The following is a 12,266-nucleotide window of genomic DNA, read 5'->3' on the forward strand; positions in this document are numbered from 1 at the left end:
GAATGCGGGCCATTTTTCGCTGCTGTGCAGCTCTTTAAGGAAAAAATCATCATCCGTTAGGCTTTGCTTGCTGCCGGTAATCTTCCGGCAGTCACTGAAAATCCCCTCGCTGGTCAGCTGCTCCAGATTTTTATCGGCCGCCAAATCCTTACGAAACGCTACGGCCGTTGTACCGTCAATCACCGCAGGGGGCAGACAGATAACGCCCCTGATCCCGCCAGGCAGGATCACGTCATTAATGGCCTGCATGGTCAGCTTGTTGCTGCTCACCAACGATTTAGCAAGGTTCCTAATAAAATCTGCCGTAATTGCCGCGTTCTGCACAACCCTGCGGCCGCTGAACGTATCACAGATAACTTCCTGAAAGCAGTTAATGCGAATTTCAAAAACAGTAGGATCTTCTAAATACTCGCGCAGTGGGCCAAGTTGATAGAAAGCTGCATCAGTCATGATTACTCCTGAAGAAAAGCGGGCGCTAAGCGCCCACTTTTTTAGTTGTCTGCGAGCGTATAAACGCCGCTGAAATCGAGGTCGCGGGCAACAAAAATGCTCACCGCATCACCCTGCTGATCGTAGAGGGTAGGGGGGATAGACATGTAAGAGCGAAGTGCTTCAGACGCCAGCTGCTCACCGCTGTTTTCTGTGCTGTTGTACTGAATGTTATTACTCTGCGTCTGGTTAACCAGCGCCGTTAAGGTGTCAGAGAACAACGAAATCATGATCGCACCACGCAGACGCTCCCACATATGGGTATCCACCTGGCCCGGAATCCCCGCGCTGCCGAGTGAGTTCGTTCCGGCACTGTCAATATTAACGATTGTCCCGTCCTGGTCATTGCGGATACGCTCCCAGAGAACAAACACGCGCGCCTGGCCGTCTTTGATACCACCGGTAATCTGCCCGTCAACCCATGAGCCTTTATCAATCAGCCTAACGAGTCCATCAGCTGAGTAAACGTCCTGTGAAACCCGGCAGGAAACCTGACCCGGAACAGTGGTATCCAGCTCGGTGCCGGTACCACAGGGGATCATTTTGCCTTTCGGAACAGTCAGGCTGGGATTAGCCATGACTCCAGCGCGGCTAGCCTTCAGCCTTGCAGGAGTCAGGTTTTTAGCGAGTGCTGAACTACCTTCGCTTGTTTCGTTGTCCTGGGGCTGCACTCCGGGACTATTGCTTGTAGCCGCCTGATTAGTCTGGGCCAGCTCGCCGCCCAGACGACGCTGCATAGCCAGTTCTTCAGGCGAAGGTTCTTTACGCTTATTAGAGGTACGCGCGGCGGTATTGCTGCTGCCCGCATCTGCATCTGCCTGTGCGGCAGCCTGCACAGCACGGGCATCAGTGGCGCTATTCTGCGCAGTTGCAGGTTTATTAACATCAGGATCGCTGTTAAAGCTGTAGTTTGGCAGTGTATTGGCCTGTTGCGCTTTACCACCGTCTTTATCAGCTTCAGCTTTAGCCGGGGTGCGAATTTTACCCATGACCGTAATCCCGATGAATACCAAAGCAAGCAGCGCCATCAGTATGACAAAGGCTTTCATACCAGGAGCCGAACGGCGGTTACTGCCTTTAAATCCGCCACGCTCGCTTTCAAATTCACCGTCTCCGGTGTTTTCATCGAGTTCCTGATCTACATCGACACTTTTACGGGCCATCAGTTATCCTCCCCAATTTGAACCCTGCGCACATCCGGGGAAGCCGTACCGGTTGCTACCGCACCGGCGCCCGGTGCGAAATTATTATTACGAACGCCAACGACTTTATCGCCCAGACGAATACGCCACTCTTTAGCGACGGTTTCCACCTCGATGATGTTGCGGTTCTCACCCACAACATGAGAGTTAGGCAGCGTTTCTTTGCCACTGGCCGAGATCATGTAGACCTGCGGTAACTCCGCATTGGCCGGAAACTCAAACCGGGTAAAGCGGTAGTTATCCCAGACGTGAACCGGCTGGATGCTGCGCATTTCAGGCTGTTCGCTCATTACGTACTGATAGTTCTTCGCCCCCGCAAAAGCCGTCTGCTTCAGCTTCTGCGTAATGCGTTTTTTATCAGCCGCGCTTTTGGCTTTTTCCTGCTGCTCAAACGGATATTCATAGGTCAGCTGAAGAACGGCCTGGCGCACAGCCCACGGCGTTTCAATAAAGGATTTTGATACCGTACCGTCTGCATTTTTCTTCGTTTCTTCACCGATGAAATGGAGGACGATGTTATAGGTGCGCTTATCGGTGACGATCACCAGGTTGGTATCACTCATGGCCTGTTTCGGCTTCACAAAAAAATGGTTCATTTTGTGCGCAAACGTCCAGCTTTCAGAATCGCCAAAAGCATGAGTGATATAGGTTTCGTCAGGCGCGACAACAATGTGGGTAGCCACACCGGCGATAGCGTCAATTTTGACCACATTAACAGGGTTATAAACAACGCTTTTAATGCGATAGTCATAAGGAGAATTGCGGCCAACCTCAAGCGCCATAACGTTAGTGGCCGCGCCTCCCAGGACTGACAAAACGACTGCTGAAAGAAGTAGTTTTTTCATGGGGCAGCCCTCAGTTAACTTCAGGGTTGACGCGATAACTCGTCACGCGGAAACCCAGCGGGTTGACATAACGCTGCTCAGCATTCATCGCCAGCGATTTATATTCATACCCCATAATGGCAATCCAGCGCTGCGGCTGATCATCAACGGGATTGCTGCGCACGCGGCGAACCGTAGTAAAGCGTATCGTTGCTACGCCGTGCGGTTTATCGAGGATCACAGAGTTAATCTTCACGCGGGTCGTTTCACTGTCGCCCAGAACCTTATCAAGACCGTTGCGGCCCTTGAACTTGCTCTGGTAAGACTCTGCCACGTTCGGCGTGGACATTAAGCCAACGGCCGTATAGTCGACCTGAACTGAATAGAAGTCATAGCTCTCACGGTGAATGACATATTGTGTCAGCCAGAACTTATCAATTTCGTCACCATAAGAGGTCTGGTCGCGGGTCAGCTTGACCTGCTGTACTTCGTGAGTGGCCTCGTTGAGCGTTAGCAGATGTGCGGGGATTGGCTGGCTGTACTTATGCACCACGTAACCAACTAAAGAGAGTGCAAAAACAGTTACCACCGCTGAACCGGTGGCAACCATCCAGGCGGTACGCCGGGACTTCAGCACTTCATCCATCAGATCAACTTCAAGCCCTTTACGGCTTTCGTTGAACTCTTTAATGGCTTCACGTGTAAGCCCTGTTTTTTTATTAGCTTTCATTTGCACCACCTTGCGTATCAACCGGGATTGTTTTGTTTACTGGAACGGTGTTGCTCCAGTCCGGCTCCGGTGGCGGTTTATGCCCGCTGGAACAGGCGCTAATCAGAAGAACTCCCATAAGCAATAAGCTGCGCATTACGGCATCCATTATCGGTTGTTGAACGTACTAATTATAATAAGTCGCCGAAATTGCAATTTCAACGACTTTTGTTTTAATTTTATGCAGCCTTCTTCCCGCGACTGCCCCTTGCCTTACCACTTAAATTAGAACCACTGCTTCCTCCGCTGTTGCTGCCACTTCCTCCACCTGCCGATTGCTGGCCGCCGCCACTGTTACCGCCTCTGAACGCATTACCGCCAAACATGCCGTGGCTGCCCATATTGCCAAGCGCCTGCATGGAAGAACCCGTAGAGCGTGCGGCGTCAGCAACTCCGGCGCTGATACCGCTACCCCAGCTGGCGGCAATTTGCGGAATCTGGAACAGAACGAAAACGGAAATGACCGTCAGTAATAAGGCGGAGATAGAACCAGTGATTGATGAGTAAGCGGCATCAGAGTTCATCGAGGACAGGAGGTTGTCGAACATCTGCATGATGAAACCAAACACGAGCGCAAGAATGACGACGACAAGGCCATAGTTAATGACCGACGCCAGCCAGCGAGCAAAGATGTTTTTTGTCGCTCCCCACAGCAGGCAGAAGATTGCAATCGGGCCAAAACAAAGCGTAACGGCCAGAAGGATCTTAGCCATGATCACAAAGCCCGCACCGAGGCCGCCCAGCACAACGGTAGCAATCATCATAATGCCGCCAATGGCATACGCGGCCAGGCCGCTCGATGAAAACACGTCTGCGGCTTCCCATGCGGTGTTGACGATCTTGATACCTTTTTCAATACCGCTATCAATAATCGCCGGTACGCCACTTGCACCGACTTTATTAGGGGCAGACAGTATCCCGGCAAAATCATCCGGCAGGTGAAGCGCCACGTTGACCAGTTCCTGTTGATACCAGCCGCCCGCCGTTGCAAAGCTCAGGATAAGGGCTATGGAAAGATACTCTTTAATCAGCGAACTCAGGCTGTCGCCCGCCCCCGGATTAAACGCTGAGTACATCCCCTGAACCATCAGCTTGATTGTCAGACAGGTGGCAATCAGAGGCGTTACATCAGAGATAATGGTGGCAACATTGGCGCTCACCATTGACGTAATCGCCCCGTCTACTTTTGCGAAAATGTCTGCGACTAGGGTGAATGCCATATTGCCTCCTTACTCCTAAATTTTCGGTGAATTGATTTCGCCGTCTTTTTTGCCGAACACAAACAGCTGACGATCGGCTTCGCGCGCGTTTTTGCAATCAGGTTTCTGAAGTTCATCCGCGTCTTTCTTGCATTCCTGAATTGTTGCCTTGCGCTCTTTCTCATGTTTTTTGTACCACTCCACGTCATGCGAGGCATCGCAGGCCACCAGGAGGAAAGGGATAACAAGCAGTAGTTTTTTCATAATTACCTCAGTTAATTGAAGGTGACGCGGTAACGTCCCCGCCGGTTCCAAAAACAAAATTGTGGGTGGCACGTTCTTTCTGCGCACGTAATAGCTTGTCCTGTGACTGCTGCAACATGTTCATCAGATTCAGCTTCGCCTGCTCACCCTGAATAGCACCCTGTGACGTCTGGATACGGGCCTGTAAGTCAGCAATCGATTTCAGGTCTGGAGTCGTTTTAATCTGCTCCGTCAGCTCCTGCATATCGGTTAGTTCCTGCATCTGGTTGTTGTAGGCTTTTTCTGCCATAACGCGGTCATAAGCGCCTTTTTCAGCCAGCTTTTTGTTCATGTAGGTAATTGCTTCGCTGGGCGTCATGTCGTCAACTTCCGCATTAAACTGGCCCATCATGCTGTTAACTGAAGGCGTGACGGAAGAACTGGAGTTCATGGCGTCGCTGTAGATCTCCTTCCAGTTGTCCGGCAAATTATTTGCCAGCGTGCTGGTAGACGTCCCCAGCAGATCGCCCAGGTTGGTTGTCTTTGCCATCGACTCATACATATTTTTCTGCGTTTGCAGCTGGCTTTTAAGCTGCTCCAGCTGCTGCGCCATTTGCTGAAGCTGCTCGACCTGTTTAGCCAGCTCAGTAGGGTTGGTCACGATGATGCCTGCGGAAGCGCTTTGCGCGCCTCCCAGAATCAGGCCGGTGGTCAGCAATACTGCCGTCAGTGTTTTTTTCATGGTGTTTTGCCTCGTTGTTAAGCCGTCAGGCGCCAGTATTCTTTGAGCCATACTTCAGGGTCATTACCGAGCCGTTCAACCAGCTCATGCGCAATTTCGGCGTTTTGTGGTTCACCGGACAACACGCTAAGAACGTTGTCCATTGTCTTAATATCTGCATCAATATCGTCGCTGTTGCGAGGGTAGAGATTGAAAGAAGCAATCGCAGACTGTTGCCCTTGTTTAACCAGGAACTGTCTGGAGTGTTCGGTAATCGACATCAGCGCGTCGTATTCAGCATCAGTAAGGAAGGCATAATCCTCTCGGATAGCTTCCGGATCGCGCAGGCAGATTTTTGTGACGGTCTGCGACATGATCGTGCGGCCAATACGGCTGGACAGCGCATCGTTCGGCTCCTGCGTGGCAAACACATAGATAGCGTCTTTCTTACGGTCAGTTTTGATACCACGCTTAACTTCACGCTCGATAACCGGATCGTCAAGGTAGGCGTGGAACTCGTCAAAGCACTGAATGACGCGGCGTTTGCCGTCGATGGAGTCACGTACCCGGTACAGAAGGTACATCATGAGCGGAGTACGGGCCGGGCTGGATACTTCCTCTTTGGCTGCGATAAACTCGGATAAATCGAAGCCAAAAATATCATTCGCGCTGAGATCCAGGCTGTCTTTATCATTGTCAAACAGCCAGCCATACTGGCCTTCGCGCGTCCATTCGCGCAGCAGCCCTTTCAGTGATACGCCATTTTCCACAACTTCATTCACGTACCCGTCCAGGATAGTAACGGTGCGCGCCTCGCGTGGAATAAGTGAGCCTTCCCCCATAACCGCATCAACGCCTTCAGCCAGTTCGGTAGCCATCGTTGCGCTGATAGGCCCGTTATTGGTGGTTTCCACACAAATGCGGAACAGGTTTTTAATGAGGGCAATATTGCGTTTGGTCGGTTCAATCTGAAGCGGGGCAAACCCGGACGGCATACCCTGTTGCAGAACTTTATAGTAGCCACCAACGCTTCGAATGAACGGCTCCATACCGCGGTCACGGTCATAAACAAAAAGCCGCGGGTTGTACTTCATTGACTGCGCCAGCAGGAAGTTAAGCAGCGTGGTTTTACCTTCCCCCGACATACCCGTTATTAACGCATGGCCCAGCGGGCGTTTACCGTAGGAAAGTTCTTCAAGCGGGGTCACATGGAAATTAAAATAGAGTGGCGTACCGCTGATCGTGCGGAACATGGTCAGCGCTGGCCCCCACGGGTTATTGTCAGGCTTGCCACGCATAAAATTGTGGAACGGGCTGAAGTGCAGGAAGTTCCATGAGTTTATCGGAACCGGGCGCGGCGCCCATTTCTGGTTGCCAGGCAGTCTCGCATAATATGCAGCCTCAGAGGCCAGGCTGATAGTCCCGCCAACCACGCCACAGCCGGTTAGCATAACCTTCACACGACGCGCTTTGCGCTGTACCGCGTTTTGGTCATTATCCCAGACATGCACGGTTCCATGATGGTAGCCCATCACGAACTCTCTGGACGTCAGCATATCGAGCGCAGTACCAAGCTGTGCCAGCTGGCTTTGCGCACGGTCGCGCGTTTCCTGCAAAGATTTTTCCTGATGCGTCAGAAACGTTTTAGCTGAAGATTCAGAGAGGCAAGAAAAACTCTGCGTCAGAAGGTATTCAAAATCGGCTTCTTTAAGCATGTTAAGCTGGCCTGGCTCTGTATCTTCTTCGTATTCACGAAATTCAATGCCGGTGGTATAGAAGTTGTGATCTACCGTTCTGATCTGGACAACATCCCCCCACAGGGAGCTAACAGGGCGGTTGTCCATGATGTACTCACGGATACGATCACGGCAAACAGGCACGATGGCCCATTCCATATTTGCGAGGAAATAAAGGAACTCCAGCGCTTTTGAATAAGCGTGAGCCTGCGAAGGTTCAGGCTCGTTGCGTTCGATAACAATGGCTTCGTCAAAAATGTCTGATTCATCGACTTCAGCAAGTTCTTCACGTTCTTTTTTATCAGGCGCAGGAATTTCAACACCGCGTTTGTCACGATAATAGATACCCAACTGCTGAATGCCATACGGCTTCATTGCTTCCAGGATTTGTTCAGAAATATCTTCCAGACCTTCAAGCGCCTCATTCTGCATTTGCTGAATTTCGTCACGAGTCGGCTTTTCAAATTTCGCCAGAAACTTCTGTGTTTTATCCCCTACCTGTTTGTAAATAACGGTCAGATAAAGGTCATTAATCAGCTGCTTGGAATCACCGTGCAGCTTACGGTTATATTGATCAACATAAGCAGGGAAAAAATGGTCATACTCACCATCCGGGTACTCTTTAGCCTCATGGTGATATTCATGCGTCCACAGCTCTACATGGTCTGTTCCGAAGCTCTTGACCAGCGTATTAAGGTCTTTATGCCAGGTGACCAGTTCCCGATCTGATGCGCAGTCATGTGTGCGGCCATCCAGCTTGAAAAAAGCCATCAGATCGCCGTTTTCCATCGAAATCACGTAATCATTGAGGTGATAAGAATAGGGCAAATACTTTTTATTTACTGATGGCTCCTTACGGTAGGCATCAATTTTTTTTGGCTTCGTAGCGGTGGCAGCTCTCATTATTTTAAACCCTTACGTTTGTAGTCAACAGAGGAATAAGACGATCCTCCCCACTGCTTAAACGGAGAATCAAACCAATTACTGAATTTGGTTTTCAACCACAGGCCCATAATTCGAAACATGCGGTCGTCATATTTTGTTAATGCAGCTGAAGGAATCCACAAAAAGACGAACACCAGAATCGCCCACATATGAATAATCATAAAAAGCGAGGCAGAAATCATGAATATCATCATAGCTACATTACGTGGTACACCCAGCGCGCGAGGTAAGCGAGTCGCACCTTTGAAAAGCGGTCTTTTCCCGTCAACGAACATCTTTGTAGTCCTCACTTTGGGGGACAAAAGTCCCCCCTTTTCGCGTTGTTCAGCTTCCTACGCCCGTCAGGGAAACCAGAAATGATGCAGAACCAATACCAATCAGCGAGATTACGATACGAGGAATAAAGCTGGCTGGGATTACGTGAAGCATCCACATAAAGCAACTAACCATGATCGCAATAGCACAACCAATTGGAATCCATGTGCTCAACCACGTCTGGATTGATGTAGCGGTTGATTCACCAGTATCGGTGCCAGCGGCCAGCGCAATTTGCGGCAGGGCAATGGACAAAACGCCCATAACTACCGCAGGGCCATACTTCTTAAACAACGTGGTCATACTTTCTCCTTACTCACTATCTTCTGTTGATTGCAGATTTAACCGGCATTCTTCAACGCCACACTTATCTTTCAAAAACTCTGCCAGTAGCCTTAAATCAGCCCAGGTTCGTAGCTCATGCTCTTTGTTAACCCTAATGGAACATGCGATCTGGCCCAGCTGTTCATCGTCTATCTGAAAAACGGGATACCACTTCTTTAATGAAACCCGTTCTATCGTTACCTCCTTCACTTTTCCTGCTTCAAATAGCTCCAGGATCTGTGATTGCAATACAAGGTACAAACGTTCCATCCATAACCTCATTCCCCCTTCGCTGTTTCCTGTCTGGTTAAAAAGGCATCCGTATTATTTCGGCTGAAGGCATCGCCATCACCCGAACCAAAAACATCTTGTTCACCGTCATACTGCGGCGCCGTACTTTTTGCCTGCTGAGGCTCAGTCGCGGTGCTGTCCTCACTGGTCTGGCCGTCAGGTAGCAGCGTAGGGATTTTCAAATCAGTTGATTGACGCGCCACGTTGATAACTTTCGTGACATACCCGTTAGAAATCCCGTTTGTGAGTGAGCCGGTGTTGTAGCAGGAAAGCGCGTGTCTCAGCGCAACCTGCCCGGCTGGGTAGGATTTCAGGGCGCTATCATAACAGGCTTTAAGGATGGTCTGGCTCGCCCGCAGGTTGATGCAGGGTTTGAAAATATCGTCAACCGAAAGACCCAGGCCCACTAAATTATTTGAGTTAATTTGTGCAAGGCCCATATCAAAACTTTTATTATCCTTCAGCAGAACTTTCGCAACGCTGACGGCCTCAGCTTCAGTACGCGGTTGCTGTTTTAACTGAATACTACCGTTAATATTGATCCTGTACGGCCCATTTGAGGACTCATGGCCGACGATGTACGCCATCGTTAAGGGTGAAACATCAGGCGCACATCTCTGCGCAAGCCTGGCAACTTCATCGGAGGCAGGCGCAGCACTGGCACGGCCAGCACAAGCAAGGCAGGCCAGAGCGAGAACCAGGAGTTTTGGATGTTTACTCATTTATGTTTCACCGCGTAATTGTAATTTCGACGACTTTTGTTTATGATAAGGGCTAATGAGATCGTGTCAAGAAGAAACGAAAAGAAAACCGCTGAAGGAAGGAAGGTGATGCTGGTTCCCCTGAAATCAGAAAAACGACCAAAAGGCGAACCCGTGTATCGTGACCCGGATAACCCTTTTAATACGTGGACTGGTATAGGGAAGCGCCCGGCCTGGCTAACTGCAAAATTGGACGCTGGCATTAGCCTGGAAGCCATGAAGATGCAGGGCGTAGCCAACCCCAGAGAACATAGACCAGCAAAATACCGCGACCCCAGGAACGCAGAAAATACCTGGTCCGGGACTGGCCGCCGACCCACATGGCTCAAAGAGCTGCTTGATAGTGGTTTATCACTTGATGATCTGAAGATATAACCGGAGGGTATAAAAATGGGCGAACTTATTGATTTTGCGGAAAGGCAAAAAAGCAGAAGGAAGAAAAAGGCATCTTCCATTCCGCCCATTTTTAGAAAATTTCGTGTCCATGCGATCAGGTTACTCGCCAGCATCATCAAATCCGGCTCTTATTCAGTTGCTTATATTGTTAAGAAAATTACAGGAAAGTTAATCAAGTTTTACACAATTTTAACGATTTTCGTTTTTGTTGTCGAATATATTGCAGGCGATATAGGTTACAAATCTATTTATAACGCAGCGTTATTATTAATATTGCTTACCGTTATCAACATTCTGGCGAGTGTATATCTGAACAAACTGTTAAGGACAAAACAATGAAGAAACTCTTAATACCTCTGATAGCAGCTGGTAGTCTGCTTTATATTCCTGCCAGCCATGCTGAAGATCCCTGCAAAGTTATTATGTGCATGGCGGGCAAGCTCACCGGCGATAGCGGCGGAAGCGAGTGTAACAGTGCTGAAGCTGCTTTCTTCAATATCGTTAAAAAGAACAAGCACGGCTTTTTACCCAACCACACGAAGGATGCCAGGAAGGCTTTTCTTAATGAATGCCCGGATAATGGCGAAGGTGGAAGTAACCAGTCGATGATAAGCCAGATCATAAGTAAATACGGGAAAGTTCGCTTATAGGCGAACTAGGAATAATCTCAATTTAAGGAGCCAACGTGAAAAAAATAATATTAAGTGCATTAGCCTGTACAGCTCTCTTAACTGGTTGCGTCAGCCAGGATAAAGGTAATGCGATGCAGAGCCAGCTGAATAACCAGCAACGCCAGATTAACGAATTATCCGTTCGTTTGCAGTCTGCGGAGTCCCGGCTATCAAAGCAGGAAGAAAAGCTGCGCAACGAACTGCTGCAATCCAGCGGCTATTGCTATCTGAATGGCGCCCGCTACTCGACCGGCACCGTACTTTACGGGCGGATTTGCCAGAATCAGTCAGGCAGCGCTTCGTGGCAGGTATACAGCCGTCGCTAAACACCAGGGCGGTTTAACCGCCCTTTTCTTTACCCTCAGAAAGCCCACTATGACCATGATCCCCTTCCCCACTACAGAAAACCTTATTCTATGGGCTTGCAGCGCCATCGCACTGCTTGCCGTTGTATTCTTCCGGCGTTCAGTACGGCACAGGCGACACAAAAGGAAGCAGCAAAGTGCGCGGCGGGTGCTGGAGCGCATAAAGACGTTGCCGGGCTTCCCACAAAAAATTAACTACCTGAGGAAAATTGATCCTTTTGTGTTTGAAGAACTGTTGCTGGAAGGATTTGAAGCGCATGGCTTCAGAACCATCAGAAACAAACGCTATACCGGCGATGGAGGCATTGACGGCCAGGTAATAATAGGAAAATATCGCTATCTTATTCAGGCTAAACGCTATCGCGGCCATATTGCTTTACAGCACGTACAGGAGTTCGAGAAGTTGCTTAAACGTCATAACTGTCGCGGTCTGTTTTGCCATACCGGGAAAACCGGCGCAGGTTCAAAATCTGTCAGTATTGCCAGTGAACGGATGGAGATTATCAGCGGCCAGCGCCTGATAGATTTGCTCACGCCCGGCAGCTCCTTCACTATCGCAACCGCCCCGCAGACGATGATGAAGCGTACCGCAGCAACACTAGAAACGAGCACCATTGTTAAAGATGCCGGTAAAGAAAATCGATACCATGAGAGTTAATTAAATGAAGTCAGTAACTATAGAAGCAAAAACATTTGCTGAAATGTTAGGAATAACAGAAGGTGAGTTAATCTTTGCCATTAAGAAAACTGGCACATTCAAAAACAAGACCATCCCACAACCTCATGAGCCACATAAATCAAATAATAGATTTTTATATTCAGACGTAATGAGGTTTATAGAATCACTAAAAGACAAAGAGAACCGGTAATGACTCCAACTTACTGATAGTGTTTTATGTTCAGATAATGCCCGATGACCTTGTCATGCAGCTCCACCGATTTTGAGAACGACAGTGACTTCCGTCCCAGCCTTGCCAGATGTTGTCTCAGATTCAGGTTATGTCGCTCAATGCGC

General features: G+C 49.4%; 20 protein-coding genes. 6 read left to right on the forward strand and 14 right to left on the reverse strand.

The genetic code is table 11. The annotated features are described in order from the left end of the window. The 13 genes from LZP96_RS23140 to LZP96_RS23195 all read right to left on the reverse strand — a co-directional run. A partial coding sequence (locus tag LZP96_RS23140; RefSeq protein WP_473829795.1) for a P-loop NTPase family protein occupies positions 1-450 on the reverse strand: 450 nt, incomplete at its 3' end. A 41-nt stretch (positions 451-491) separates the two neighbouring features. Beyond that, positions 492-1,652, reverse strand: a complete 1,161-nt coding sequence (gene virB10 / locus LZP96_RS23145; RefSeq protein WP_000101710.1) for a type IV secretion system protein VirB10 — start codon at positions 1,650-1,652, stop codon at positions 492-494. Further along, positions 1,652-2,536 carry a TrbG/VirB9 family P-type conjugative transfer protein gene (locus tag LZP96_RS23150; protein WP_000735066.1) on the reverse strand — a complete coding sequence of 295 codons (885 nt, stop codon included), beginning with the start codon at positions 2,534-2,536 and terminating at the stop codon, positions 1,652-1,654. Before LZP96_RS23150 ends, virB10 begins: the two co-directional genes overlap by 1 nt. Positions 2,537-2,546: 10 nt before the next feature. Then, positions 2,547-3,245, reverse strand: coding sequence for a VirB8 family type IV secretion system protein (locus LZP96_RS23155; protein ID WP_000646594.1), 699 nt, complete (start codon positions 3,243-3,245; stop codon positions 2,547-2,549). Continuing rightward, the gene (locus LZP96_RS24245; RefSeq protein ID WP_012561180.1) at positions 3,235-3,393 is read right to left on the reverse strand and encodes a hypothetical protein; all 159 of its coding nucleotides are present in this window, start codon (positions 3,391-3,393) and stop codon (positions 3,235-3,237) included. Before LZP96_RS24245 ends, LZP96_RS23155 begins: the two co-directional genes overlap by 11 nt. Positions 3,394-3,463: 70 nt before the next feature. After that, complete coding sequence (locus tag LZP96_RS23160; RefSeq protein ID WP_001749958.1) at positions 3,464-4,504, reverse strand: TrbL/VirB6 family protein; 1,041 nt, start codon at positions 4,502-4,504, stop codon at positions 3,464-3,466. A gap of 15 nt (positions 4,505-4,519) precedes the next feature. Then, entirely contained in the window at positions 4,520-4,747 is a 228-nt protein-coding gene (gene eexN / locus LZP96_RS23165) for an IncN-type entry exclusion lipoprotein EexN (RefSeq protein WP_001749959.1), read from the reverse strand. Positions 4,748-4,754: 7 nt separating this feature from the next. Then, positions 4,755-5,468 carry a TrbJ/VirB5 family protein gene (locus tag LZP96_RS23170; protein WP_001749960.1) on the reverse strand — a complete coding sequence of 238 codons (714 nt, stop codon included), beginning with the start codon at positions 5,466-5,468 and terminating at the stop codon, positions 4,755-4,757. Between the two features lie 17 nt (positions 5,469-5,485). Next, positions 5,486-8,086, reverse strand: a complete 2,601-nt coding sequence (locus LZP96_RS23175) for a VirB4 family type IV secretion/conjugal transfer ATPase (protein WP_001749961.1) — start codon at positions 8,084-8,086, stop codon at positions 5,486-5,488. Continuing rightward, complete coding sequence (locus LZP96_RS23180) at positions 8,086-8,403, reverse strand: VirB3 family type IV secretion system protein (RefSeq protein ID WP_000496058.1); 318 nt, start codon at positions 8,401-8,403, stop codon at positions 8,086-8,088. The genes LZP96_RS23175 and LZP96_RS23180 overlap by 1 nt, the downstream gene beginning before the upstream one ends. Positions 8,404-8,452: 49 nt before the next feature. Further along, complete coding sequence (locus tag LZP96_RS23185) at positions 8,453-8,746, reverse strand: hypothetical protein (RefSeq protein WP_001749962.1); 294 nt, start codon at positions 8,744-8,746, stop codon at positions 8,453-8,455. Positions 8,747-8,755: 9 nt separating this feature from the next. Next, entirely contained in the window at positions 8,756-9,037 is a 282-nt protein-coding gene (gene korA / locus LZP96_RS23190) for a transcriptional repressor KorA (protein ID WP_000440698.1), read from the reverse strand. A gap of 8 nt (positions 9,038-9,045) precedes the next feature. Further along, positions 9,046-9,780, reverse strand: a complete 735-nt coding sequence (locus LZP96_RS23195; protein ID WP_001749963.1) for a lytic transglycosylase domain-containing protein — start codon at positions 9,778-9,780, stop codon at positions 9,046-9,048. A 108-nt stretch (positions 9,781-9,888) separates the two neighbouring features. Here LZP96_RS23195 and LZP96_RS23200 point away from each other — a divergent pair, with 108 nt between their 5' ends. The 6 genes from LZP96_RS23200 to LZP96_RS23225 are packed head-to-tail and all read left to right on the forward strand — an operon-like array spanning position 9,889 to position 12,120. Beyond that, positions 9,889-10,194, forward strand: coding sequence for an H-NS family nucleoid-associated regulatory protein (locus tag LZP96_RS23200; RefSeq protein WP_000960954.1), 306 nt, complete (start codon positions 9,889-9,891; stop codon positions 10,192-10,194). 15 nt (positions 10,195-10,209) lie between these two features. Next, positions 10,210-10,554, forward strand: a complete 345-nt coding sequence (locus LZP96_RS23205) for a hypothetical protein (protein ID WP_001749964.1) — start codon at positions 10,210-10,212, stop codon at positions 10,552-10,554. Then, a complete protein-coding gene (locus LZP96_RS23210) occupies positions 10,551-10,865 on the forward strand; it encodes a TrbM/KikA/MpfK family conjugal transfer protein (RefSeq protein ID WP_001749965.1) in 315 nt (104 codons plus the stop codon). The genes LZP96_RS23205 and LZP96_RS23210 overlap by 4 nt, the downstream gene beginning before the upstream one ends. A gap of 35 nt (positions 10,866-10,900) precedes the next feature. Further along, positions 10,901-11,212, forward strand: a complete 312-nt coding sequence (locus LZP96_RS23215) for a hypothetical protein (RefSeq protein WP_001452736.1) — start codon at positions 10,901-10,903, stop codon at positions 11,210-11,212. Between the two features lie 49 nt (positions 11,213-11,261). Continuing rightward, positions 11,262-11,909 (forward strand): restriction endonuclease, encoded by a 648-nt coding sequence (locus tag LZP96_RS23220; RefSeq protein WP_015344958.1) that lies wholly within the window; start codon positions 11,262-11,264, stop codon positions 11,907-11,909. Positions 11,910-11,913: 4 nt separating this feature from the next. Then, positions 11,914-12,120: a hypothetical protein gene (locus LZP96_RS23225; RefSeq protein ID WP_001749967.1), complete on the forward strand. Its 207-nt coding sequence runs from the start codon at positions 11,914-11,916 to the stop codon at positions 12,118-12,120. A gap of 10 nt (positions 12,121-12,130) precedes the next feature. Here LZP96_RS23225 and LZP96_RS23230 read toward each other — a convergent pair. Beyond that, positions 12,131-12,266 (reverse strand): IS1 family transposase (locus tag LZP96_RS23230; RefSeq protein ID WP_000306011.1); only part of this gene is annotated, 136 nt, incomplete at its 5' end.

The sequence above is a fragment of the Huaxiibacter chinensis genome (assembly GCF_022171985.1).
Lineage (GTDB): Bacteria > Pseudomonadota > Gammaproteobacteria > Enterobacterales > Enterobacteriaceae > Enterobacter > Enterobacter chinensis_A.

Excerpts from the sequence above, each read along its gene's own strand:
- LZP96_RS23155 (WP_000646594.1), bottom strand. The coding sequence starts at position 3,245 with ATGAAAGCTAATAAAAAAACAGGGCTTACACGTGAAGCCATTAAAGAG.
- virB10 (WP_000101710.1), bottom strand. The coding sequence starts at position 1,652 with ATGGCCCGTAAAAGTGTCGATGTAGATCAGGAACTCGATGAAAACACC.
- korA (WP_000440698.1), bottom strand. The coding sequence starts at position 9,037 with ATGGAACGTTTGTACCTTGTATTGCAATCACAGATCCTGGAGCTATTT.
- LZP96_RS23170 (WP_001749960.1), bottom strand. The coding sequence starts at position 5,468 with ATGAAAAAAACACTGACGGCAGTATTGCTGACCACCGGCCTGATTCTG.
- LZP96_RS23220 (WP_015344958.1), top strand. The coding sequence starts at position 11,262 with ATGACCATGATCCCCTTCCCCACTACAGAAAACCTTATTCTATGGGCT.
- LZP96_RS23185 (WP_001749962.1), bottom strand. The coding sequence starts at position 8,746 with ATGACCACGTTGTTTAAGAAGTATGGCCCTGCGGTAGTTATGGGCGTT.
- LZP96_RS23195 (WP_001749963.1), bottom strand. The coding sequence starts at position 9,780 with ATGAGTAAACATCCAAAACTCCTGGTTCTCGCTCTGGCCTGCCTTGCT.
- LZP96_RS23180 (WP_000496058.1), bottom strand. The coding sequence starts at position 8,403 with ATGTTCGTTGACGGGAAAAGACCGCTTTTCAAAGGTGCGACTCGCTTA.
- LZP96_RS23175 (WP_001749961.1), bottom strand. The coding sequence starts at position 8,086 with ATGAGAGCTGCCACCGCTACGAAGCCAAAAAAAATTGATGCCTACCGT.
- LZP96_RS24245 (WP_012561180.1), bottom strand. The coding sequence starts at position 3,393 with ATGGATGCCGTAATGCGCAGCTTATTGCTTATGGGAGTTCTTCTGATT.
- LZP96_RS23210 (WP_001749965.1), top strand. The coding sequence starts at position 10,551 with ATGAAGAAACTCTTAATACCTCTGATAGCAGCTGGTAGTCTGCTTTAT.
- LZP96_RS23205 (WP_001749964.1), top strand. The coding sequence starts at position 10,210 with ATGGGCGAACTTATTGATTTTGCGGAAAGGCAAAAAAGCAGAAGGAAG.
- LZP96_RS23160 (WP_001749958.1), bottom strand. The coding sequence starts at position 4,504 with ATGGCATTCACCCTAGTCGCAGACATTTTCGCAAAAGTAGACGGGGCG.
- eexN (WP_001749959.1), bottom strand. The coding sequence starts at position 4,747 with ATGAAAAAACTACTGCTTGTTATCCCTTTCCTCCTGGTGGCCTGCGAT.
- LZP96_RS23225 (WP_001749967.1), top strand. The coding sequence starts at position 11,914 with ATGAAGTCAGTAACTATAGAAGCAAAAACATTTGCTGAAATGTTAGGA.
- LZP96_RS23150 (WP_000735066.1), bottom strand. The coding sequence starts at position 2,536 with ATGAAAAAACTACTTCTTTCAGCAGTCGTTTTGTCAGTCCTGGGAGGC.
- LZP96_RS23200 (WP_000960954.1), top strand. The coding sequence starts at position 9,889 with ATGCTGGTTCCCCTGAAATCAGAAAAACGACCAAAAGGCGAACCCGTG.